Origin of the sequence: Massilia sp. YIM B02443, assembly GCF_030411955.1 — a bacterium.
In the GTDB taxonomy this organism is placed as follows: domain Bacteria; phylum Pseudomonadota; class Gammaproteobacteria; order Burkholderiales; family Burkholderiaceae_D; genus Telluria.
In genome coordinates this window covers 32,739-55,861 of sequence record NZ_JASNRA010000007.1, presented here as the reverse complement: position 1 = coordinate 55,861, position 23,123 = coordinate 32,739, and the positions used below count along the sequence as shown (strand labels likewise).

At 67.6% G+C, this 23,123-nt stretch carries 21 protein-coding genes; 5 read left to right on the top strand and 16 right to left on the bottom strand.

Annotated elements, in window-relative coordinates:
* Window positions 1-7 precede the first annotated feature (7 nt).
* Entirely contained in the window at window positions 8-1,378 is a 1,371-nt protein-coding gene (locus tag QPK27_RS09425) for a glutamine synthetase family protein (protein ID WP_290417967.1), read from the top strand.
* 147 nt (window positions 1,379-1,525) lie between these two features.
* On the opposite strand, the gene QPK27_RS09420 is transcribed toward QPK27_RS09425, so the two are convergent.
* From QPK27_RS09420 to QPK27_RS09410, 3 genes are all read right to left on the bottom strand, one after another.
* The gene (locus QPK27_RS09420) at window positions 1,526-2,986 is read right to left on the bottom strand and encodes a sodium:solute symporter family protein (protein WP_290417966.1); all 1,461 of its coding nucleotides are present in this window, start codon (window positions 2,984-2,986) and stop codon (window positions 1,526-1,528) included.
* Between the two features lie 93 nt (window positions 2,987-3,079).
* The gene (locus tag QPK27_RS09415; RefSeq protein ID WP_290417965.1) at window positions 3,080-3,817 is read right to left on the bottom strand and encodes a LytTR family DNA-binding domain-containing protein; all 738 of its coding nucleotides are present in this window, start codon (window positions 3,815-3,817) and stop codon (window positions 3,080-3,082) included.
* On the bottom strand, window positions 3,814-4,905 hold the full coding sequence (locus QPK27_RS09410; protein ID WP_290417964.1) for a sensor histidine kinase: 1,092 nt from the start codon (window positions 4,903-4,905) through the stop codon (window positions 3,814-3,816). Before QPK27_RS09410 ends, QPK27_RS09415 begins: the two co-directional genes overlap by 4 nt.
* 180 nt (window positions 4,906-5,085) lie before the next feature.
* On the opposite strand from QPK27_RS09410, the gene QPK27_RS09405 reads away from it, so the two are divergent.
* The 3 genes from QPK27_RS09405 to QPK27_RS09395 are packed head-to-tail and all read left to right on the top strand — an operon-like array spanning window position 5,086 to window position 7,924.
* A complete protein-coding gene (locus QPK27_RS09405) occupies window positions 5,086-6,252 on the top strand; it encodes an MFS transporter (protein ID WP_290417963.1) in 1,167 nt (388 codons plus the stop codon).
* 29 nt (window positions 6,253-6,281) lie between these two features.
* Entirely contained in the window at window positions 6,282-6,983 is a 702-nt protein-coding gene (locus QPK27_RS09400; protein ID WP_290417962.1) for a hypothetical protein, read from the top strand.
* 47 nt (window positions 6,984-7,030) lie between these two features.
* A complete protein-coding gene (locus tag QPK27_RS09395) occupies window positions 7,031-7,924 on the top strand; it encodes a pirin family protein (protein ID WP_290417961.1) in 894 nt (297 codons plus the stop codon).
* 4 nt (window positions 7,925-7,928) lie between these two features.
* On the opposite strand, the gene thpR is transcribed toward QPK27_RS09395, so the two are convergent.
* From thpR to hda, 7 genes are all read right to left on the bottom strand, one after another.
* Window positions 7,929-8,447: an RNA 2',3'-cyclic phosphodiesterase gene (gene thpR, locus QPK27_RS09390; RefSeq protein ID WP_290417960.1), complete on the bottom strand. Its 519-nt coding sequence runs from the start codon at window positions 8,445-8,447 to the stop codon at window positions 7,929-7,931.
* Window positions 8,448-8,451: 4 nt separating this feature from the next.
* Window positions 8,452-9,321: a 3-methyl-2-oxobutanoate hydroxymethyltransferase gene (gene panB / locus QPK27_RS09385; RefSeq protein ID WP_374047040.1), complete on the bottom strand. Its 870-nt coding sequence runs from the start codon at window positions 9,319-9,321 to the stop codon at window positions 8,452-8,454.
* Window positions 9,322-9,408: 87 nt separating this feature from the next.
* On the bottom strand, window positions 9,409-9,756 hold the full coding sequence (locus tag QPK27_RS09380) for a DMT family protein (protein ID WP_290417959.1): 348 nt from the start codon (window positions 9,754-9,756) through the stop codon (window positions 9,409-9,411).
* A gap of 2 nt (window positions 9,757-9,758) precedes the next feature.
* The gene (gene folK, locus QPK27_RS09375) at window positions 9,759-10,232 is read right to left on the bottom strand and encodes a 2-amino-4-hydroxy-6-hydroxymethyldihydropteridine diphosphokinase (protein ID WP_290417958.1); all 474 of its coding nucleotides are present in this window, start codon (window positions 10,230-10,232) and stop codon (window positions 9,759-9,761) included.
* Complete coding sequence (gene pcnB / locus QPK27_RS09370; RefSeq protein ID WP_290417957.1) at window positions 10,229-11,623, bottom strand: polynucleotide adenylyltransferase PcnB; 1,395 nt, start codon at window positions 11,621-11,623, stop codon at window positions 10,229-10,231. The genes folK and pcnB overlap by 4 nt, the downstream gene beginning before the upstream one ends.
* A complete protein-coding gene (locus tag QPK27_RS09365) occupies window positions 11,616-12,290 on the bottom strand; it encodes an HAD family phosphatase (protein ID WP_290417956.1) in 675 nt (224 codons plus the stop codon). Before QPK27_RS09365 ends, pcnB begins: the two co-directional genes overlap by 8 nt.
* Window positions 12,287-12,970, bottom strand: a complete 684-nt coding sequence (gene hda / locus QPK27_RS09360) for a DnaA regulatory inactivator Hda (protein WP_290417955.1) — start codon at window positions 12,968-12,970, stop codon at window positions 12,287-12,289. The genes QPK27_RS09365 and hda overlap by 4 nt, the downstream gene beginning before the upstream one ends.
* A 156-nt stretch (window positions 12,971-13,126) precedes the next feature.
* Between hda and purM the strand changes: the two genes are divergently transcribed.
* Window positions 13,127-14,170: a phosphoribosylformylglycinamidine cyclo-ligase gene (gene purM / locus QPK27_RS09355; protein WP_290417954.1), complete on the top strand. Its 1,044-nt coding sequence runs from the start codon at window positions 13,127-13,129 to the stop codon at window positions 14,168-14,170.
* 63 nt (window positions 14,171-14,233) lie between these two features.
* On the opposite strand, the gene QPK27_RS09350 is transcribed toward purM, so the two are convergent.
* From QPK27_RS09350 to QPK27_RS09325, 6 genes are all read right to left on the bottom strand, one after another.
* Window positions 14,234-16,261, bottom strand: coding sequence for a prolyl oligopeptidase family serine peptidase (locus tag QPK27_RS09350; protein ID WP_290417953.1), 2,028 nt, complete (start codon window positions 16,259-16,261; stop codon window positions 14,234-14,236).
* Window positions 16,258-18,297: a S9 family peptidase gene (locus QPK27_RS09345; RefSeq protein WP_290417952.1), complete on the bottom strand. Its 2,040-nt coding sequence runs from the start codon at window positions 18,295-18,297 to the stop codon at window positions 16,258-16,260. The genes QPK27_RS09350 and QPK27_RS09345 overlap by 4 nt, the downstream gene beginning before the upstream one ends.
* An 88-nt stretch (window positions 18,298-18,385) precedes the next feature.
* Window positions 18,386-20,446 (bottom strand): sodium:solute symporter family protein, encoded by a 2,061-nt coding sequence (locus tag QPK27_RS09340; RefSeq protein WP_290417951.1) that lies wholly within the window; start codon window positions 20,444-20,446, stop codon window positions 18,386-18,388.
* Complete coding sequence (locus tag QPK27_RS09335) at window positions 20,443-20,775, bottom strand: DUF4212 domain-containing protein (protein WP_374047039.1); 333 nt, start codon at window positions 20,773-20,775, stop codon at window positions 20,443-20,445. Before QPK27_RS09335 ends, QPK27_RS09340 begins: the two co-directional genes overlap by 4 nt.
* The gene (locus tag QPK27_RS09330) at window positions 20,762-22,231 is read right to left on the bottom strand and encodes a sensor histidine kinase (RefSeq protein WP_290418111.1); all 1,470 of its coding nucleotides are present in this window, start codon (window positions 22,229-22,231) and stop codon (window positions 20,762-20,764) included. Before QPK27_RS09330 ends, QPK27_RS09335 begins: the two co-directional genes overlap by 14 nt.
* Before the next feature lie 56 nt (window positions 22,232-22,287).
* Window positions 22,288-23,004: a response regulator transcription factor gene (locus QPK27_RS09325; protein ID WP_290417950.1), complete on the bottom strand. Its 717-nt coding sequence runs from the start codon at window positions 23,002-23,004 to the stop codon at window positions 22,288-22,290.
* Between the last annotated feature and the right edge of the window lie 119 nt (window positions 23,005-23,123).

Here is a 23,123-nt window from a genome sequence, read left to right as displayed (position 1 = left end):
GACAACTATGGCAATCCGCAACAACTTCAGTTACACCGACATGGAAGAGTGGCTCGACGCAAAGCGGGTCACCGAAATCGAATGCCTGGTCCCCGACCTGACCGGGGTCGCGCGTGGAAAGATTTTGCCGCGCGTGAAATTCACCGAAGACCGCGGCATGCGCCTGCCCGAGGTGGTGCTGGGCATGACCGTCACCGGCAACACGCCCGAGCGCGACGACGCCTACGGCCGTGCCATCGCCTCCACCGACCGCGACATGGTGCTGAAAGCCGACCCCACCACCATCACCATGGTGCCGTGGGCGGTCGACCCCACCGCGCAAGTCATCCACGACTGCTACTACGCCGATGGCCGCCTGGTCGACTTCGCGCCGCGCAGCGTGCTGCGCCGCGTGCTCAAGCTGTATGCCCAGCGTGGCTGGAAGCCGCTGGTGGCGCCCGAGCTCGAGTTTTATCTCACCGCCAAGAACATCGACCCCGACCTGCCGCTGGCCGCGCCGATCGGCCGCAGCGGCCGCGCCGAGACCAGCCGCCAGGTGTACAGCATCGACGCGGTGAACGAATTCGATCCGCTGTTCGAAGACATCTACGATTACTGCGAGCTGATGAACCTGGACGTCGACACCCTGATCCACGAGATCGGCGCCGGCCAGATGGAGATCAACTTCCAGCACGGCGACCCGCTTGGCCTGGCCGACAAGGTGTTCTTCTTCAAGCGCACCTTGCGCGAAGCGGCGCTCAAGCACGACATGTACGCCACCTTCATGGCCAAGCCGATGGCGGACGAGCCGGGTTCGGCCATGCACGTGCACCAGAGCGTGGTCGATCTTGATACCGGCAAGAACATCTTCAGCAACGACGACGGCTCGCCGTCGCCGCTGTTCCAGCACTACATCGGCGGGCTGCAGCGCTACATGCCGTCGGCGATGGCGATCGTGGCGCCGTACGTGAACTCGTACCGCCGCATCGTGCGCCACACGGCGGCGCCGATCAACCTGCAATGGGGGATCGACAACCGCACGGTGGGCTTCCGGGTGCCGGTGTCCGGCTCGCAGGACCGGCGCGTGGAAAACCGCGTGATCGGGGCCGACGCCAATCCCTACCTGGCGCTGGCGATCACGCTGGCCTGCGGTTACCTGGGCATGACCGAGCAGATCGATCCGTCGCCGATGGTGGAGGGCAGCGCCTACGACATGCCGGTCGAGCTGCCACAGGGCCTGTCCGAGGCGATCACCCAGCTGCGGCGCGAAGACCGGCTGCGCGACATCCTGGGCGAGCGTTTCATCGATGTCTACACGGCGGTGAAGGACCTGGAGCACCAGGAATTCATGCGGGTGATCAGCCCGTGGGAGCGTGAGCATTTGCTGCTGCACGTGTGATGTGAGGGATGTGCCGGCGCCGGTTGAACGCGTCGGCGGCGAAGCCGCCAACCCTACGTGATATTAAATGCTGGTTGAACCGCCCACTCCCGTAGGGTTGGCGGGTCCCCCGCCGACGCGTTCAACCAGCTTGAGAACAACCGCGCATCAAGCCTTGGCCGCAGCCGCCGGATGCCCCGTACCGCTATTGGCCACCACCTGCGGCGCCAGCGACCCCAGCACCATCCCGACAAACGCCGCGATCAAGCCCGCCAGCTGCCCCGGGAAGTGCTCGCCCCAGCCGGTCACGCCTTCCATGAACAGGATCCAGGTAGTCAGGCCGGCCGCAATCGACAGCACCGCCCCCTGCGTGGTCGCGCGCTTCCAGTACAGCCCCATCACCAGCGGAATGAACGCCCCCACCAGCGGCACCTGGTACGCGCCCGACACCAGCTCGTAGATCGAGGTGCCTTCCATCGCGATCGCATACGTGAGCACCAGCGCGGCAAAAATCACGATGGTCACCCGCATCGCCAGCAGTTGCTGGCGGTCGCTCATGCCCGGCTTGAAGTTCTTGAGGATGTTCTCGACAAAGCTGGTCGACGGCGCCAGCAGCGTGGCCGACGAGGTGCTCTTGATCGCCGACAGCAGGGCGCCGAAGAACAGGATCTGCATCACCAGCGGCATCTTGGTCATGACGAACGTCGGCAGCAGGCGCTGGTAGTCGTTCTGGGCCAGCTCCATCGCCTGCGTGCCCATCACCACCACCGCAGCGGCGACGATGAACATCGGAACAAACGCGAACAGGATGTAGCTGGCGCCGCCGATCACGGCGCCGGTGCGCGCGGTCGGCGCGTCCTTGGCCGACATCACGCGCTGGAACACGTCCTGCTGCGGGATCGAGCCGAACATCATGGTGACGGCGGCGCCGATGAAGAACATCATGTCGGTGAAGGTCGGCTCGGGCCACAGGCGCCACAAATCGGCCTGCTGCGCCATCGCCAGCACGTTGCCGGCGCCGCCGGCCAGGTCGGCGGCGAAATAGGCGATCACGCTCATGCCCACCACCAGCACGATCATCTGGATGAAGTCGGTCACGGCCACCGCCAGGAAGCCGCCCACCACCACGTAGATCAGCACCGTCAGGGTGCCGACGATCATGCCGGTGGCCGGCGCCATCGCGCCGCCGGTCAGCACCGAGAACACCAGTCCCAGCGCCGTGATCTGGGCCGCGACCCAGCCCAGGTAGCTGAAGATGATCGCCACCGAGCAGAAGATCTCGATGCCCTTGCCGTAGCGCTGGCGGTAGTAGTCGCCGATGGTAAGCAGGTTCAGTTTATACAGTTTCGAGGCGAAGAACACGCCGACCAGGATCAGGCACATGCCGGCCCCGAACGGGTCCTCGATCACCGCATTCAGGCCGCCCTGCACGAACTTGGCCGGAATGCCCATCACGGTCTCGGCGCCGAACCAGGTGGCAAACGTGGTGGTGATCACCATGATCAGCGGCAGGCTGCGGCCGGCGACGGCGAAGTCGCTGGTGTTCTTGATGCGCGTGCCGGCCCACATCCCGAGAGCGAGCGTACCGAGCAGGTAAAGCACGACGAAAACGATCAGAGTGGTGTTCATGCAGGGCAGCTCCCAGGGCCAGGATAATAATGGGCGGAAAATCCGCGATTATAAAGGCAGAACCCGGCGGGAGGATCAACTTTGCCGTCAGCGCTAGATTGCCATGTCGCGCAGCAGTTTCGACGCCTCGCGGTTGGCCCCGAGGCTGGTTCCGTCGCGCATCAGGATCTGCAACTGCGATTGGTCGTCGGCGCGCATCGAGTCGACGAAATCGAGGTTGACCAGCGCCGAGCGGTGGATGCGGATGAAGCGCGCCGGGTCGAGCTGGGCCTCCAGTTCCGAAATCCCGATCCGCACCAGGAAGTGCTGGCCGCGCGCCGCGATCACGGTGTACTTCGAGTCGGCCTTCATGTATTCGATCTCGTTGACCGCGAGCGGGAAGATGCGGCCGCGGTCGCGCACCAGGATGCGTTCCAGCCGCGCCGGGCCGCCGGCCGCCCGCACCAGCGCGCCGTCGAGCGCATCGCGGCCCGGCTCCGGCGCGTCCAGCAGGCGCGCCACGGCGGCGCCGAAGCGCTCGCGCGTAAAAGGCTTGAGCAGGTAGTCGACCGCATGCAGCTCGAACGCCGTCACCGCGTACTGGTCGTAGGCTGTGGTGAACACGATGCGCGGCAGATAGTCGAGCCGGCGCAGCACCTCGAGGCCGGTCATCTCGGGCATCTGGATGTCCATGAACACCACTTCGGGGCGCAGCTGCAGGATGCGTTGCAAGGCAGTCGCCCCGTCGGCGGCTTCGCCCACCAGGCGCAGCCCGGGGTGGGCGTAGATGGCGTCGCGCAGCACGTCGCGCGCCAGCGGTTCGTCTTCGGCGAAGAATACGGTCCTGGTCATGGGTTGGCGAGGGGCAGGGTGACGGTGACGGTAAAACCGGCGCCGGGCCGGGTATTCACCGTCAATGCAGCGCGGCCGGCATAGTCGAGTTCGAGCCGGCGCCCGATGGTGCGCAGGCCGAGGCCGGGCGAAGCGTCGACCGCGGCCCGGGCGGCGCCGGGACCGACGTCGCTGACGCTCAGGCGCAGCACCCCTTGATCGACGTCGCGCCGGCTGGCGATGCGCAGCAGGCCGGGACGGCTGTGCGGATTGAAGGCGTGCTTGATGCTGTTCTCGACCAGCGGCTGCAGCGTCAATGCCGGCAGCAGATGGTCACCGGCGTCCGGATCGAGATCCCATGCGACCTGCAGCCGCTCGCCCAGGCGCAGCGCTTCCAGCTCCAGGTAGTCGCGCACGAAATCGAGTTCGGCGTCGAGCGTCACCCGGTCCACGCCGGCGCGCTCGGTGTCGAGCACGTAGCGCAGCATGTCGGAGAACTGGAACAGCGCCGTCTCGGCGGCCGCCGGATTGCGCCCGGTGAGGGCGATGATCGAATGCAGGGTATTGAACAGGAAGTGCGGATTGAGCTTGCTGCGCAGCGCCCCCAGTTCGGCCGCCACCAGCATGGTGCGCGCCTGCTGCGCGGCCAGCGCCTGGCGCTGGGCGGCGGCATTCGCGCGCACGGTCTGGAAGGTGCCGGCCACCAGCGCATAGATCATCAGGCTGTACATCAGCGGCCAGGCATGCCACGACAGCGGACGCGCCTTGCCGCCCATCGTCGCCACCAGCAGCAGGTGGGTGCACAGGCCGAAGCCGAGCGCCAGCGCCAGGTGCAGGCCGAAGCGCGCCGCGCCACGCAGGCCGCGCGCGTCCATCCAGCCGGTCAGGGGCCACAGCAGCGCAAGCACCACGCCGGGCGGCCCCGTGGTGCAGAGCGAATAGAAGACCATCGACGGGTCGAAGCGGCCGGCCATGATCTGGTCGGCCTGTACCACCAGCGCCACCAGCAGCACGTAGGCCAGCCACAGGCCGATATAGATGCGCCACATCAGCGGCAGGCGCGCCGGCGTCGGCAAGAACGAAATGGTACGGGTGGCGGGAATGCTCATGCGCTGAGTATCGCGCAGAACCGCGCTCTTGTGACGATCCATGCGCCGGAATGCGGGCGTGCGGCGCGAAGTGCGGATCGGATGCGCCGGATTGCGCCTTGCCTGGGCGCGGTCGCTTGGGTAGAGTAGGTCCCGACGCCGCCGGCTGGCCCGGCTACCCTCCATGAATAAGACCACCGCATGAACGACACCACCACCCACTCCGCCGCCACGGCTTCACGCTTCATCGACGCCGGCCGCTGGGCCATCTCCACCATTTTCCTGCTCAACGGCGTCGGCATCGGCCTGTGGGCGGCGCACGTGCCGACGGTGCAGGCGCGCATGGGCATCAATACCGGCATGCTGAGCATGGTGCTGCTCACCATCGCCGCCGGCGCGCTGCTGGCGATGCCGCTGATGGGCGGGCTGACGGGACGCTGGGGCACGCGCCGCATGGTGCTCGTCTCGGGCTTTGCCTTCGCGCTGATGCTGGGCGTGATCATGATGGTGCCGAACCTGCAGCTGCTGTTCGGCGCGGCCTTCCTGTTCGGCGTCAGCAACGGTGCGCTGGACGTGGCGATGAACGCCAACGCCAGCGAGGTCGAAACGGCGCGCGGCCTGCCGACCATGTCCTCGTTCCACGGCTTCTTCAGCCTGGGCGGCCTGTTCGGCGCGGCCATCGGCGGGGTGCTGATCGGCCAGGGCTGGGGCCACGGCCAGGGCGCGCTGGGCATGGCGCTGGCCTGCGCCGTGATCCTGGCCCTGGTGACGCCGCGCGTGATGGGCTTTGCGCCCCATGCCGACGGCGCCAGCCACTTCGCGCTGCCGCGCGGCGCCGCTGTTGGGTTAGGCTTGCTGGCGCTGCTGTGCTTCGCGGTGGAAGGCGCGCTGGTCGACTGGAGCGCGCTGCTGATGCGCGAGCGCACCGGCGCCTCGGAAGCGTCGGCGGCGCTGGGCTTCTCGGCGTTCTCGATCGCGATGGCGGCCTGCCGCTTTGCCGGCGACCGGCTGATCGTGCGCTTCGGCGCGGTGCGCGTGATGGTGCTGGGCGGCCTGGCCATGTTCGCCGGGCTGGCGCTGGCCACCACCAGCACCCATTTCGCCCTGTCGGCCTGCGGCTTCGCGCTGATCGGCCTGGGCGCGGCGAACGTGGTGCCGCTCCTGATCGGCGCCGGCGGCCGCATTCCCGGCATGAGCCCGGGCGCCGGCGTGGCGGCGGTGGCGACGCTGGGCTACGGCGGACTGCTGCTGGCGCCGCCGGTGCTGGGCTGGGTGGCGATGCACTCGAGCGTGACGATGGCGCTCGGGATGCTGTCGCTGTCGGGGTTGGTGATCGCACTGAATGCGCGGATACTGAAGCACAAGTGAAGCAGCACACACCATAGGAGAATGCACGCATGGATTCGAACGTCGTACCAACCATCAAGCACCGTGAAACGATTCGGGACGTCTTCACGGGCAATGCTGCGCCGGTGCTGACGGCGCAGCATTGCGCACTGATGCGGCGCTTGCGGGTGATCTGGTTACCGATCGAAAGCGGTGGCCCGGGGATCGATTTCTCGCAGCCCTTCGGCGAGGGCAATCCAACGCTCGCCACCGCGATGGCCATCCTGGAGCTGAACGACGAAGCGCTTGCTGCGCGCCTGGTGGCAGAACTAGGCTTGCTGGTGGCGCCGTATGTCGGCGCCGGCGCCGGGCTGGCGCCTGGCCGTTACGCGCTGCCTGCCGATGTGGCCGCCGAGCTCGCATCGGCCGAGGCCGGCATCACGCCCGACGGCCAGTTTGACTTCACTGCGCAACATGCGGCCTTGCTCAAGGGGTTCAACTGGATCAGCGTGGATGCTTCGATGGTGGAATACGTGCTGGAAGAGGATACCGAGACCTGGCCGATGCCCTATGTGGATGGTAAATATCCTTACGGCGAATGCAGCTACTTTCAGATCGACATGGCACGCGTGCTCGGCGAACCGTACGCATTGGACGACAGCGGCGCCATGATCGGTGACGCCGACAAGGACGAGCGCCTGGAAAACCTGCACTATCAGACCCTGACGGCGCTGCAGGTATTCCTGGTCCACGCGACGCCGCTGGCGCAATAGCGCTGCCGGCAACCCCGCATCCGCCTGACAACTGGAGAAACGACACCATGATTGACATGATCATCGAGCAGCGCCGCCGCAAACTGGGCGGCGGTTTCGAAGTCGGCCGCGTGCTGCCGTTCGCCAAACGGCGCATGGTCGGGCCCTTCATCTTCTTCGACCACATCGGGCCGGTCGACCTGCCGGCCGGGATCGAGCGCAGCGTCGACGTGCGCCCGCATCCGCACATCGGCCTGGCGACGGTGACCTATCTGTTCTCGGGCGAGATCATGCACCGCGACAGCCTGGGCGTCGAGCAGCCGATCCGGCCGCAGGAAGTCAATTGGATGACGGCGGGCCGTGGCATCACCCACAGCGAGCGCTTCGAGCACGCGCGCGCGCACGGCGACCGCCTGCACGGCATCCAGGCCTGGGTCGCGCTGCCGGACGGGATGGAAGAAATCGCCCCAAGCTTTTCGCACCACGCTGGCGCCGACTTGCCGCAGTGGCACGACGCAGGCGTGGCCGGCCAGCTGATCGCCGGCAGCGCCTACGGCCTCACGGCCGGCGCCGCGACCCACTCGCCGCTGTTTTACGCGCATCTCGACATGGCGCCCGGTTCCACCGCCGAGATACCGGCCGACTACAGCGAACGCGCGCTGTACATCGCCACCGGCGCGGTGGAACTCGACGGCATGCGCCACGAGAGCGGGCGCATGCTGGTGCTGGGCGCGAATGCTTCGCGGGTGCGGGCGCTGGAACGGGCGACGGTGATGGTGCTGGGCGGGGAGCCGGTGGGCGAGCGTCACCTGTACTGGAACTTCGTGTCGTCGTCCAAGGACCGGCTGGCGCAGGCGGCGGCCGACTGGAAGGCCGGGCGCATGAAGCTGCCCGATGCGGACGACGCCGAATTCATTCCGCTGCCGGATGAACCGGCGCCGCCGGCGCCGGCCATGTCGTGAAGCGTCAGCTGTATTCGCGCAGGACCGTGTAGGCGCCGCCGTCGCCGGTCCTGGATTCGACCAGCGCGTAGCCGCGCACGTCCCACCCGATCGCGGGACCATGTTCGGGAATGCCGGCGCCGGCGGCGCGGCGCGCCATCGTCACGTGCGGACGGTAGGTGCGCGCTTCCGGCTGCAGGCCGAGTGCGGGCAGCGCGTCACGCAAGCGCGCGTGCAGGGCCAGCAATTCAGGCGGTTCGGAGAGTGGCTCGAGCACCGCGATCCCGTGCGGCCACAGGACCGGCTGGCCGAGGTCGAGCCGGAACGGTTCGAACGGCACGCTGAATCCTTCCAGCAGCTCGGGCAGGCGCACCGTCGGCACTCTGCCCAAAAAGTGCAGGGTCACGTGCAGCTTGTCGGCATGCACCGGCCCGGCGCCGCGCGGCCATTGCCAGGCATCGCGCGCCTCGCGCAGCTGGTGGCGCACGGCCGGCTCCGGCCACAGGGCCAGGAACAGACGCGAGGTCGCAGGCTGCGCGTCCATGGCCTTAGAAGCAGTGCTCCGGCGCCGGGAAGCTGCCGTCCTTCACTGCCGCCACATAGCTCGAGACGGCGGCGTCGATGCTGGTCTGCCCGTCCATGAAGTTCTTCACGAAGCGCGCCTTGCGGCCCGGGAACACGCCCAGCAGGTCGTGCATCACCAGCACCTGGCCCGAGCAGTCGGGACCGGCGCCGATGCCGATGGTCGGCACGGTGAGCAGCTCGGTGACTTCCTTGCCCAGCGCCGCCGGCACCGCTTCCAGCAGCACCACGGCGGCGCCGGCCGCCTGCAGCGCCAGCGCGTCTGCCTTCAGGCGCTCGGCGCCTTCGCCGGTCTTGCCCTGCACCTTGAAGCCGCCCAGCTGGTGCACGAACTGCGGGGTCAGGCCGATGTGGGCGCACACCGGAATGCCGCGTTCGACCAGCAGGCGCACGGTATCGGCCAGCCAGGCGCCGCCTTCTATCTTGACCATCTGGGCGCCGGCGCGCATCAGCTGCACGGCGCTGTCGTAGGCTTGCTGCGGGTTGCCGTAACTGCCGAAGGGCATGTCGGCCAGCACCAGCGCGTTCTTGTTGCCGCGCGCGACGGCGGCGGTGTGATACACCATGTCGGCCACCGTCACCGGCAGCGTCGAGTCGTAGCCCGAGCAGACCATGCCCAGCGAATCGCCGATCAAGAGGATCTCGACGCCGCAGCGGTCCATCAGTGAGGCGAAGCTGGCGTCGTAGCAGGTCAGCATCGCGATCTTGTTGCCGGCCGCGCGCATGGCGTGCAGCGAAGGTACGGTCACGGCCTTGGGGACCGGCTTCGGGGCCGGCGCGGGGGAGGGTGCGCCGGCAGCGCCGGCCATGTCGTTACCCTGCAAATATCCGCTCATACAATGAATCCTTTGGAAAAACAGAACGTTCAGAGCGCGTAGTGTAATGCGGCGCCCGCGAACCTGCTGGCGGTGGGCGTAAAGCGTCTAGGAACGGAAGATGAAGTACACCGCGCCGACCAGGCACAGGCCGGCCCACACGTAATCGAGCTTGAACGGCTCGTTCATGTAGAACATCGCGAACGGCACGAACACGGTCAGGGTGATCGCTTCCTGCATGATCTTGAGTTGCGCCAGCGAGAACTGGGTGTGGCCGATGCGGTTGGCCGGCACCTGCAGCAGGTATTCGAACAGGGCGATGCCCCAGCTGATCAGCGCCGCCACGTACCAGGCGCGGTTCTGCAAGCCCTTCAGGTGGCCGTACCAGGCGAAGGTCATGAAGATGTTGGACAGCACCAGCAAGCCCGTGGTCTGGGCCCAGACAGGAAGATTCATCGTCAGTCGATCCGGTAGATGGATTGTGCGGCCACCCGCGGCCCGAAACTGCTTGCCAGGCCGAGGCCCGGGATGACGGCGTCGGGCGCGATCTCGTACAGCGGCACCAGCACGAAGGCGCGTTCGTGCATGCGCGGATGCGGCACGCTCAAGGTCGGGGTCTCGATGCTCTCGTCGCCGTACAGCAGCAGGTCGAGGTCGAGCGTGCGCGGCGCGTTGCGGTAGGGCCGTTCGCGGCCGTGGGCCTGTTCGATTTCCTGCAGCGCCCCCAGGAGCGCGTGCGCGTCCAGGCTGGTCTCCAGGCAGGCGACGGCGTTGATGTAATGGTCGCCGCTGGAGTCGATCGGCGCCGTGCGGTACAGGCCCGAGGTATGCAGCAGTGCGCCGCCCGGCAAGGCCGCCAGCCGCGCCAGCGCATCGAGCACGTTGGCGCGGGCGTCGCCCAGGTTGGCGCCGACGCCGACGTAGGCGATCATTCGTCGCCGGCGGCGGCTGGAGCGGGTGCGCCGCCTTCACCACCTTCGCCAGTGTTCTTGCGCGGACCGCGGCGCGGACGGCGTTTTTTTGGCGCGCCGTTGGCGCCGCCTTCACGCTCGCGCGTGTGGGCTGCCGCTACCAGGCGTTCGCGCTCGCCGCCTTCGGCCGCGTAGAACTCGGTCCACCATTCGCCCACCTCGGCAGGCAGTTCTCCCGACTGGCAGCGCAGCAGCAGGAAGTCGTAGCCGGCGCGGAAGCGCGGGTGTTCCAGCAGCTTGTACGGCGCGCGGCCGGCGCGGCGCTCGAAGCGCGGTTGCATGGCCCAGATGTCGCGCATGTCGGTGGCGATGCGGCGCTGCAGGGCCAGGTTTTCGGTCTGGGTTTCCAGCACGGCGTCGGCGGCCAGGTGCAGGGCCGGGATCGGCGACTCGCCAGCGGCGCGGTAGGCGGTCCACTTTTCCAGCACCTGGTGCCACAGGAGCGAGGCGAACAGGAAGCCGGGCGAGACGCCCTTGCCGGCTTTCACCCGGTTGTCGGTCGACTCCAGCGCCAGGGTCACGAACTTCATGCCGATCGGCTGCTCCAGCACCACGTCCAGCAGCGGCAGCAGCCCGTGGTGCAGGCCGGCCGAACGCAACTCCTTGAGGCAGGCCAGCGCGTGGCCCGACAGCAGGAGTTTCAACATCTCGTCGAACACGCGCGCCGCCGGCACGTTGTCGATCAGCGGCGCCATCACGGGGATCGGCGCGCGCGTGGTCGGCTCGATGGTGAAGCCCAGCTTTGCAGCGAAGCGCACCACGCGCAGCATGCGCACCGGGTCTTCGCGGTAGCGCGCTTCCGGCATGCCGATGATGCGCAGCAGCTTGGCGCGGATGTCCTCGATGCCGCCGTGGTAATCGAGCACGCTCTGCGTGGCCGGATCGTAGTACATGGCGTTGATGGTGAAGTCGCGCCGCGCGGCGTCTTCGTGCTGCGGACCGAAGTTGTTGTCGCGCAGGACGCGGCCGTGTTCGTCCTTCGGCGCGTTGTCGCTGCCGTTGCCGCGGAAGGTGGTCACTTCCAGCAGGTCCTGGCCGAACATCACGTGCACGATCTGGAAGCGGCGGCCGATGATGAAGGCGCGCCGGAACAGTTTTTTCACCTGCTCGGGCGTGGCGTCGGTGGCGATGTCGAAGTCCTTGGGTTTCACGCCCAGCAGCAGGTCGCGCACGGCGCCGCCGACCACGAAGGCCTTGAAGCCGGCTTCCTGCAGGGTCTGCGTGACGCGGATCGCGTTCGACGAGACGTTTTTCGGGTCGATGCCGTGTTCCTCGGGGCCGAGGATCACGGGTTCGGAGGCGTCGCGCTGGTCTTTCACACCCAGGATCTTGCGGATGAATTTTTTAATCATTGAATAAACGGATGGTTGGCCAGCCCTGCTGCGCCGCGTGGCTTGCAAGCGCTTTGCTCGGGTTGGTGGCGACCGGGTGGGACACGATCGAAAGCAGCGGAATGTCGTTGTGCGAATCGCTGTAGAAGTGGCTGCGCTCGAAGCTCTCGAACGGCCGGCCCAGGCGCGCGAGCCAGGCGTGCATGTGCACGATCTTGCCCGGCCCCGAGGTCGGGGTGCCCGCCAGGCGCCCGGTCAGCTTGCCGGCGGCGTCGAATTCGGGCATCGCCGCGATGTGGTGCTCGACGCCGAAGGCGGCCGCGATCGGCGCCGTGATGACGTGGTTGGTGGCGGTGATGATCGCCACCAGGTCGCCGGCGTCCTGGTGCTCGCGCACCAGCCTCAAAGCCTGCGGCTGGATGGCCGGCTCGATCACTTCGCGCATGTACTGGGCGTGAAGGGCTTCAAGCTCCAGGCGCGAAAAACTCGCCAGGGTGCCGAGCGCGAACTCGAGGTACTCGACCGGGTCGAGCACGCCGGCGTTGTACTGGGCGAAGAAGGCGTCGTTGCGGGCGCGGTAGGCGTCCCCGTCGACCGCCCCGACGCGCGCCAGGAATTCGCCCCATTCATGGTCCGAATCGATCGGCAGCAGCGTGTGGTCGAGGTCAAACAGGGCAAGGTTTTTCATTCTTTTGGTTCGAGCGGCAGGTTCTCTTGGAGCAACAGGTCGCGCAGCAAAGGCAGCGTGACCGGGCGCTGGGTTTCGAGCGAATACTGGTCGAGGGCGTCCAGCATGGTCGACAGGGAACGCATGTCGCGTTTGAAATGAGACAACAAATAGGGTAACACGCTGGCCGACAGCGTCAAACCGCGCGCTTCGGCGGCGTGCGTCAGGGCTTCGATCTTCTGGTCGTCCGACAGGCCCTTGATCTGGTACACCAGGCCCCAGCCCATGCGCGTGCGCAGGTCTTCGCGCACCCCCAGCAGCGCCGGCGGCACCGGGCCGGTGCAGACCATGTAGGCGCCGTGCTCGCGGATCTGGTTGAACAGGGCGAAGGCGTCGATCTGGCGCTGTTTGCTCAGCAGGTGGCAATCGTCGAGCAGGTACAGGGTGATCGCGGGCGCGTGCACGAAGTCGGCTTTCGGCGCGTCGAAGGCGATGTAGCGCGAGGCCGGGCTGGCGGCCAGGGCCTGCAGCAGGTGGGTCTTGCCGGCGCCGGTGTCGCCCCACAGGTAGGCGAAATGCTCGCGCGACGCGCGTTCGGCGAACAGGTGCATCAGGTGCGCCAGTTCGGCATTCTCGCCCACCTGGAAGGTGTCGAGACTCTGCGCCGGCTCGGCGCCTAAATCGAGCACCAGCTGTTTCATGGCGTCACTCGGATCATGCCGGGCAGGCGGGTAAATGGCATGCGCTTGGTTGTTATATTCGTTAAACGGGTTATGGAGAGAACCGTTTTGCTAAAATAGTGGATTGACCAGTTTCGCCGGTCGCCTCCTATTTTACCGCCTCCGCTGCCAAATACCATGAACCAACCATCTAATGTTTCTCTCTCCTACCGCGACGCGGGTGTCGATATCGATGCCGGCGACGCCCTGGTCGAAGCCATCAAGCCCATGGCCAAGCGCACCATGCGCGAAGGCGTGCTGGGCGGCATCGGCGGCTTCGGCGGTCTGTTCGAGATCAGCAAGAAGTTCAAGGAACCGGTCCTGGTATCGGGCACCGACGGCGTCGGCACCAAGCTGAAACTGGCTTTCGAGCTGAACCGTCATGACACGGTCGGCATCGACCTGGTGGCGATGAGCGTCAACGACATCCTGGTGCAGGGCGCCGAGCCGCTGTTCTTCCTCGATTACTTTGCTTGCGGCAAGCTGGACGTGGCCACCGCCACTGCCGTGGTGTCGGGCATCGCCAAGGGCTGCGAGGAATCGGGCTGCGCGCTGCTGGGCGGAGAGACCGCCGAGATGCCGGGCATGTACCCGGACGGCGAATACGACCTGGCCGGCTTCGCGGTCGGCGCGGTCGAGAAGTCGCAGATCATCGACGGCTCAAAAATCGTGCCGGGCGACGTGGTGCTGGGCCTGGCGTCGTCGGGCATCCACTCGAACGGCTACTCGCTGGTGCGCAAGATCATCCAGGTCGCCAAGCCCGACCTGGAAGCCGACTTCCACGGCCGCAAGCTGGCCGACGTGCTGATGGCGCCGACCCGCCTGTACGTCAAGCCGCTGCTGGCGCTGATGCAGTCGATGGAAGTCAAGGGCCTGGTGCACATCACCGGGGGCGGCCTGGTCGAGAACATTCCGCGCGTGCTGGCCGACAACCTGACCGCAGTGCTGGATGGTTCCTCGTGGACCATGCCGCCGCTGTTCCAGTGGCTGCAGCAGCACGGCGGTGTGGCCGATGCAGAGATGCACCGCGTGTTCAACTGCGGTATCGGCATGACCGTGATCGTGTCGAAAGAGAATGCGGATGCGGCGTTTGCCCAGCTGCAGGCGGCGGGCGAGACCGTGTACCGCATCGGCGAGATCCGTGCCCGTGCCGAAGGGCAGGCGCAGACCGTGGTCGAATAAACTGGCTGCTGCCGGATGAAAAACGGGCGCCCGCGGGCGCCCGTTTTTCGTGGCGGGTCGCGTTCAGCGCACCGCATCCTTCCCGATGTGCCGGTCCAGGAAGCGCTCCACCCGGCCCCAGAAATCGACCCGGTTCTGCGGCAGCGACCAGCCATGCCCTTCGCGCGGGTACTCGACCCATTCCACCGCCTTGTTGGTGCGCGTGACCGCGTCGCGCAGGCGCGTGCCGTGCACGATCGGCACCCGCAGGTCGGCCCCGCCGTAGGCCAGCAACAAGGGCTGGGTGATGCGCGCCGCCTGCTCGATCGGCGAGGTCGCTTTCAGCTGAGCCGCATCCTTGACCGGGTCGCCCACCAGCACTGGCATGCCGAACTTCTTCCATGCCGCGCCGAGGTCGGATTCGAAGCTCCAGTGGCCGCTGTAGAGCAGGTTGATGTCGCTGACGCCGACCCAGTTGACCCCGCAGCGGTACAGGTCGGGATCGCGCACCAGTCCCATCAGCGTGGCATAGCCGCCGTAGCTGGCGCCCATGATGCAGATGCGCTTCGGATCGGCGTGGCCCTGGGCGACTGCCCAGCGCGCGCCGTCGGCGATGTCGTCCTGCATCGCCAGGCCCCACTGCTTCCAGCCGGCCTCGAAGTGGGCGCGGCCGAAGCCGGTGCTGCCCCTGAAGGCCGGCTCCAGCACCGCATAGCCGCGCGAAGCGAGGAACTGCGATTCGGCATCCCAGCCCCAGCTGCTGCCGCGCACGTAGGGGCCGCCATGCACCAGCAGCACCAGCGGCAATCCCTTGCCGCCGCCTGGGGGCAGCGTCAGCAATCCCGGAATCTCGCGGCCGTCGCGCGCCTTGTACTTCACCGGCTGCTGGCGGCCCATGCGCGCCGGATCGATGGCGGGATGGGCGCCGCCGACCGGGCTCAGGGCGCCGCTGGCGACGTGGTACGCCAGCCAGGTCGAGGGCTGGCGGTCGGAGTAGGCGCGCACCAGCACCCAGGGCGCGTCGCTGCGGCTGGCCACCGACAGCAGGTTGTTGGTGCCGGGCAGCAGGGCATCGACCTTCTTCTGCAGCGCCGCCATGTCCTTGTCGAACCACACGCTGCTGTAAGCATCGGTCAGCAGCGTGAAGCCGAGCAGCTTGCCGCGATGGCCGACCGGCACGCCGTCGAAGTCGTAGCCGTCGGTGACGATCAGCGGCTGCGGGTTGACCTTGCCGGTGGCGAAGTCGAAGGTGTGCAGGGCCATGGTGTCGCGGCCGTCGTTCTTGCCGACATACAGCACGCCGTCGCTGCCGAAGCCGAGCGGCTCGAACGCCTGCGGCCCGCCGGTGTAGGAATCGAAGCTGGCGAGCACACGCCACTGGCCATTGGCGGGATCGCGGTAGTGCACCCTGGTGACGCCGTCCTGCGCCGCCAGCGCCAGGCGCGGCTCGCCGGCGTCGTCGAGCAGCCAGCGGTAGACCGGGCCGGGACGCGGCACCTTGCGCGTCTGGCCGGTGCGCGTGTTCAGATGCAGCAGGTCGACCGCCTGCATGGTTCCGGCGCTGCCGATGTCCGGCAGTTCCACGTAGGCCCAATCGGAATCCTGGGCGCCGCGCTGGCCCAGCATGCCGGCATACCAGGGCAGCAGGCGCTGGGTCTGCAGGCGGCTGCCGACGACCGGGGCGCCGCTGTTGCCGTTCTGCGCCGCCAGCTGGCGCAGGTCGGCGCCGTCGCGGTCCACCGCATACAGGCCGCCGGCCAGGTAGGCGCCGTCCGGGCCGACCTGCTTGTCGCTGACCGAAAACAGCAGGCGCCCCGCGCTGACCCACTCGAAGGCGAGCACGTCGACGTTGGAATAACCGGCCACGATCTTCAGCGCCTTGCTCTGCAGGTCCACCACCGCCAGCACGTCGCGCCGCCCGGGTGCGCCCGAGATCGCGGCCAGGAAGCGGCCGTCGGGCGACAGCGCGGTACGGGCGAATTGCGGATTGGCGAAGAATTGTTCGATCGGCGCGCGGCTGGAGGCGGTGTCCGCGGCGCTTGCGACAGCAGGTACGGCGCCGCTCGACAGCACGGCGGCAATGGCGCAAAGCGCATGGCGCAAGCGGTTCACGGCGCTGCTTTCGCGGCGTTCTTGCCGATGTGCTTATCCAGAAACTTCTCCACCCGTCCCCAGAAATCGACCCGGTTCTTCGGCAGCGACCAGCCGTGCGCTTCTTCCTCGTACTCGATCCACTCCACCTGGCCGTTGGTGCGGCCCACGGCGTCGCGCAGCTTGGTGCCGTGGTACAGCGGCACGCGGCGGTCGGCGCCGCCATAGGCCATCAGCAGCGGGCGCTGGATGCGGGCCGCCTGCTCGATCGGCGAGGTCGCCTTGAGCTGGGCCGCATCCTTGACCTGGTCGCCGATCAGCAGGGGCATGCCGTATTTCTTCCACTCCTTGCCCAGGTCGGACGCCAGGCGCCAGGAGCCGGTGTACATCAGGTTGATGTCGCTGACGCCGAGCCAGTTGACGCCGCACTGGTACAGGTCGTGGTCGCGCACCAGCCCCATCAGGGTGGCGTATCCGCCGTAGCTGGCGCCGGCGATGCAGATGCGTTTCGGGTCGGCGATGCCCTGGGCGATGGCCCAGCGCGCGCCGTCGGCGATATCGTCCTGCATCGCCAGTCCCCACTGCTTCCAGCCGGCGCGGAAGTGGGCCTCGCCGAAGCCGGTGGTGCCGCGGTAGGACGGTTCCAGCACCGCATAGCCGCGCGAGGCCAGGAACTGCGAATCGGAATCCCAGCCCCAGGTGCTGCCGCGAACGTACGGCCCGCCGTGCACCAGCACCACCAGCGGCAGGTTCTTGCCGCCGCCGGGCGGCAAGGTCAGCAGCGCCGGGATGGTGCGGCCGTCGCGCGCCGCGTACTTGACGTCGTCCTGGCGCCCCATGCGCGCCGGATCGATGTCGGGATAGGTGTCGCCGATCCGGGTCAGCTTGCCGCTCTCGGTATCGAACAGGATGTAGCTGAGCGGCTCGCGGTCGGAATAGGCGTGCACCAGCGCCCATGGCGTGTCGGCCCTGGACGCCACCGACAGCAGGTTGACGGTGCCGGGCAACAGCGCGTCGATCCTGGCCTGCAGCGCTTTCATGCCGGGATCGAACCAGACGCTGTCGTAGGCATCGGTCAGCACCCGCACGCCGAGCAGCTTGCCGTTGCGGCTGACCAGGGCGCCTTCGAAGTCGTAGCCGTCGGCCGTAATCACCGGCTGCGGCCGTACCTTGCCGGTGGCGAAGTCGAAGATGTACAGCGAGGCCGTGTCCTTGCCGTTGTACTTGCTGACGTACAGGGCGCCGTCGTCGCCGAAGCCGAGTGGCGAGAACGCGTTGTCGTCGCCGGCATACGAGTCGAAGGTGGCGATCACGCGCCACTGCGAGCTGGCCGGATCGCGGTAGTGGACCGTGGTCTTGCCGTCTTCCGACGCCAGCGCCAGGCGCGGCTGGCCAGCGTTGTCGAGCATCCAGCTCTCGACGATGCCGTTCGGGCGCGGCACCAGGCGGTTGGCGCCGGTGCGTGTGTTCAGGTGCAGCAGGTCGACGTGGCGCACTTCGCCGCGGCTGTCGAAATCGAGGCTGCGCACATAGATCCAGTCCGAATCCTGGGCGCCGCGCTGGCCCAGCATGAAGGTATGCCAGGGCAGCCGGCGCGAGGCCGTGGAATTGTTGAGCGAGGTCTCGATGATCTCTTCGCGCCGCGCAACCAGCTGGCGCAGGTTGGCGCCGTCGCGGTCGACGCCGTACAGGCCGCCGGCCACGTTGGTATGGCCCGGGCCGAGCCGCTTGTCGATGACGTCGAACACCAGGCGCTCGTCGTTGACCCACTGGAAGTCGTCCACGTCGACCCGCTCGTAGCCGATCAGCTTGGTCGCCTTGGTCTGCAGGTCGATCACGGCCAGCATGTCGCGCCGCTCGGGGGCGCCCGAGATCGCTGCCAGGAAGCGGCCGTTGGGCGACAGCACGGCGCCGCTGAGCTGCGGATCGGCGAAGAAAGCCTCGATCGGCGGCGGCGCAGCGGTGGCGCCGGCCGCAGCCGATGACGGCGCGGCAGCCACCAGGGCCAGCAGCAGGAAGGACAAGGCGGCGCAGCACCGGAACAGCAAGGACATCATGGTATTTCCCATCGGGTCGAGAGGAACGAGCATAGCAGTCGTATTGACGCCGGATACTCTCCAATATTCACCGGAGCTGTTCAAGCTTTCATTCGGGCGCGCGGATGTAATCGACCATGGCGTCGCCCGTGCGCGGCGGCGGCGCGCTCAAGAGGCTGACCACGACCACCGTCAGCAGCCCGGCCGGCATCCCGAACACCCCGGCCGCCATTGGCAGGATGCCGAACCAGGCATCCAGTGCGTTGCCGCCCAGGCCGGGACTGGCGCGCAGCATGTAGAACAGGCACACGGCAAATCCCACCACCATGCCGGCGAGCGCGCCCTGGTGGTTGGCGCGCTTCCAGAACACCCCCAGCACCAGCACCGGGAACAAGGTGGAACCGGCGAGCGAGAACGCCGCCGCCACCAAGGACAGGATGTCGGCCGGCTTCTGCGACGCCGCGTAGGCGGCGATGAAGGCCACCGCCAGCAGCAGCAGCTTCGAGATCGTCACCCGCTTCTGGGTCGAAGCATTCGGCTGCACGATCTTGTAGTAGACGTCGTGCGACAGCGCGTTGGAGATCGCCAGCAGCAGGCCGTCGGCGGTGGACAGCGCCGCCGCCAGGCCGCCGGCCGCCACCAGGCCCGAGATCACGTAGGGCAGGCCGCCGATCTCGGGCGTGGCCAGCACCAGCACGTCGGCGTCGATCGCGAACTCGGCCAGCTGCACGATGCCGTCGCCGTTGATGTCGGCCACGCTCACCAAAGGATTGGCCTTGTCGACGTTGGCCCAGTACGAGATCCAGGTCGGCAGCGCGGTGAAGTCGCTGCCGATCAGCGAGGTGTATAAATCGTACTTGACCAGCACCGCCAGGGCAGGAATGGTGAGGTACACCAGCAGGATGAAGAACAGGGTCCAGAACACCGACACCCGGGTCTCGTGCACCGAGGGCGTGGTGTAGGCGCGCATCAGGATGTGGGGCAGGGCGGCGGTGCCGAACATCAGGCAGAACACCACCGCCAGGAAGTTGTTGCGGCGCGCATCCGATGCTTCCTGCGTGGGGCCGGGGAAGGGCGTGGCGTGCGGCTCGGGCGGGCGCGCGCGCTCCAGGTTGGCGTCGCGCCGTTCGATCCACAGCGCCTGCGCCTCGTCGCTTGAATTCGGGTAGGTGGCCAGCGCGCGTTCGGCCTGGCGCACTTCGCCCAGCGAGGCGTTGCGGGCGCGCGCTTCGGCCAGCTGGCGCTGGGCTTCCAGTTTGCCGGCTTCCCACGATTCGGGCAGGGCGTCGACCCGCGCCGCGTATTCGGCGGCGCGGCGCCGGAACTCGGCGCGCACCTGTTCCTCGCGCGGGTCTTGTGCCAGCTGCGCTTCGCGTTCGGTCAGCTTGTTGAGCAGCGAGCCGTAGGCCACCTGCGGGATCGGGTTGTCGGCGTGCTTGGCCGACAGCCACATGGTCGGGATCAGGAACGCCACCAGCAGGATGATGTACTGCGCCACCTGGGTCCAGGTGATCGCGCGCATCCCGCCCAGGAACGAGCACACCAGGATGCTGGCCAGGCCCAGGAAGATCCCGACCGAGAAGTCGACCCCGGTGAAGCGCGAGGCGATCAGGCCGACCGCGTAGATCTGCGCCACCACGTAGGTGAACGAGACCAGGATGGTGGCGCCGACCGCGATCGCGCGCACCAGGGCGCCGCGCCCACCGCCGTTGCCACCCCCGCCGCTGGCGTAGCGCGCCGCCAGGAAGTCGGGGATGGTGTACTGCGCGAACTTGCGCAGATACGGCGCGATCAGCAGCGCGACCAGCACGAAGCCGCCGGTCCAGCCCATGATGAAGGCCAGGCCGTCGAAGCCCTGCAGATACAGGCCGCCGGCCAGGCTGATGAAGCTGGCGGCCGAGATCCAGTCGGCGGCGGTGGCCATGCCGTTGAACAGGGCCGGCACGCGGCGGCCGGCGACGTAATACTCGGTGACGTTCGAGGTGCGGCAGATGACGCCGATGGTGGCGTACAGCGCGATGGTGGCGAACATGAACAGGTGGCCGATCCACAGGCGCGGCATGCCTTCCTGCTCCAGGATCGCCAGGGCCACCAGAAACAGTACGAAGCAGCCGGTGTACCACAGGTAGTAGCGCGACAGCTTGCCGAAGTAGTGGGGCTTCGCGCTCATGCATGCTCCTGCGCAGCGGCGCGGTCGAGCCAGCGCATGCGCCAGGCGTAGAAGCCGATGATGGCCAGCGACACCAGCGAGGCGCCCTGCGCCGCCATGTAGAACGACAGCGGCCAGCCGAACAGCTCGAAGCGCGCCAGTTCGCGCGCGAAGAACACGGTGCCGAAGCCGGTGACCAGCCACAGCACCAGCAGGATCGACGTCATGCGCCGGGTGCGCTCCCAGTGCGCGGCGCGCGTGGCCAGCAGGCGCCGGCGCGCCGCATTATCGGCGGCGTCGGCGTCGGCGTCGGCTACGGCAGGAGCGGAAGAAGGTTCAATCGGCGTCATCGGATTCACGGACGGGAGGCGGGAAGGTCAGGCGGAACAAGGTGCCGGGAAAGCGCCGCGAATGGCTGCGCGGATTGTTGAAGATGTCGATCTCGGCGCCGTGCTGCTGGGCGATCTCGCGCACGATGGCCAGCCCCAGGCCGCTGCCCTGGGTATTGCTGCCCAGGATGCGGTAGAAGCGCTCGAACACGCGCTCGCGCTCGAGTGGGGCGATGCCGGGGCCGGTGTCTTCGACCTCGAGCAGGGCGCGCTCACCGTCGCGCCGCACCCGCACCGTGACGCTGCCCTCGGGCGGGGTATAGCGCAGCGCATTGTCGATCAGGTTCGACAGCATCTCGCGCAGCATCAGCGGCTGGCCGGCGATCAGGATCGGCGCGTCAATCGGCTCGGGCGGCTCGAAGCCGAGGTCGATGCGGCTCGCGAACGAGGCCTGCACCCAGTCCTGCACCGTCTCGCGCGCCAGCGCGGCCAAGTCGATCGCGTCGAACGCCAGCCCGGCCTGCGGCTGGTTCTCGGCGCGCGCCAGCGCCAGCAGCTGGTTGACCAGGCGCGTGGCCGATTCCGAGCTCTTGGCCAGCTGCTCGAGCGAACGGTGGATTTCAAGCGGATCGACCTGGCGCAGCGCCAGCTCGGACTGCATGCGCATGCCGGCCAGCGGGGTCTTCATCTGGTGCGCGGCGTCGGCGATGAAACGCTTCTGCATCTCCACCGTTTCGCCGAGACGCTCGAGCATGTCGTTGAACGAGCCGACCAGCGGCGAGATCTCTTCCGGCACCTGGCGCGGGTCGATCGGCGACAGGTCGTCCTGCGGGCGCGCGCGGATGCGCTGCTGCAGCTCGGCCAGCGGCGACAGGCCGCGCGACAGCGCGAACCAGACCAGGCCCAGGATCACCGGCAGGATGATGAACTGGGGCAGGATCACACCCTTGATGATTTCGTTGGCGAGGTGGGCGCGCTTGTCGAGCGTCTCGGCCACCTGCACCAGCGCCAGGGGCGGCGCTTCGGGCGGATGGATGGCGCGCTGGTGCAGCGGGTCGAGGTTGACGTAGGTGTAGGCGACCCGGATCGGCACGCCGTGGATGCTGTCGTTGCGGAACTCGACCGCGCCGCTGCGGGCACGCTCGTCGCCGTCGTTCAGGCGCGGGCGCGGCAGGTCGCGGTCGCCGTCGAGGATGGCGCCGTCGGGGCCGGCCAGGACAAAGTAGACGCTGTCGACGTCGTCGGCGCGCCCGTCGATGCTGCGGATCTGCTGGCCCAGCACCGTGACGCGGTCTTCCAGCGCATCGTCGAACGGTTGATTGGCGATCGACTTCGCCACCAGGTAGGTAATCGCGATGCTCATCGGCCACAGCAGCAGCAGCGGCGCCAGCATCCAGTCAAGGATCTCGCCGAACAGCGAGTGGCGGATGTTTTCGTCCGGCTCGGGATTCGGCGGGACGTACAGCGGCGCACCCATGTCGGCGCCGGCGTCGAGGCTGCCGGCGGCCGGCGCCAGGCCGGCGTCGCGCCCGTTCACTTGCCGCTGGCGGTGTTGGCCACGGCGGCGGGACGGTTGGCCGCGTCAGGGAATTTCTCGAGACAGTAGCCAAGGCCGCGCACGGTGGCGATGCGCACGCCGCCGACCTCGATCTTCTTGCGCAGGCGGTGCACGTAGACTTCGATCGCGTTGTTCGACACTTCCTCGCCCCATTCGCACAGGTGGTCGACCAGCTGTTCTTTCGAGACCAGGCGCCCGCTGCGTGCCAGCAGCACTTCGAGCAGGCCGAGCTCGCGCGCCGACAGGTCCAGCATTTGCTCGTTGATATAGGCGCTGCGGCCGACCTGGTCATACACCAGCGGGCCGTGGCGCACCACGGCCGGGCCGCCGCCGGCGCCGCGCCGGGTGAGGGCGCGCACCCGCGCCTCGAGCTCGGACAGGGCAAACGGTTTCGCCATGTAGTCATCGGCGCCCAGGTCGAGGCCCTCGACGCGCTGCTCGACCGAGTCGGCGGCGGTGAGGATCAATACCGGCAGCAGCGAAGCGCGCGCGCGCAGGCGGCGCAGCACTTCGAGGCCGGACATTTTCGGCAATCCGAGGTCCAGGATCAGGAGGTCGAACTCCTGGGTCGAGAGCGCGGTGTCGGCGTCCTGGCCGTTCTTGACGCAATCGATCGCATAGCCGGACTGGCGCAGTGAGCGCGTCAGGCCGTCGGCAAGTACGCTATCATCTTCGGCAAGCAGGATACGCATGGGGATACCTCGTCAGTGGGTTAGACACGGTCAAGTGCTTATTGTGTTTGATTTATCGCAACAATGCGAGCTTTCGCAAATTTTGGTAAATACACCACGTATTTGTGCTTGCCAAAACC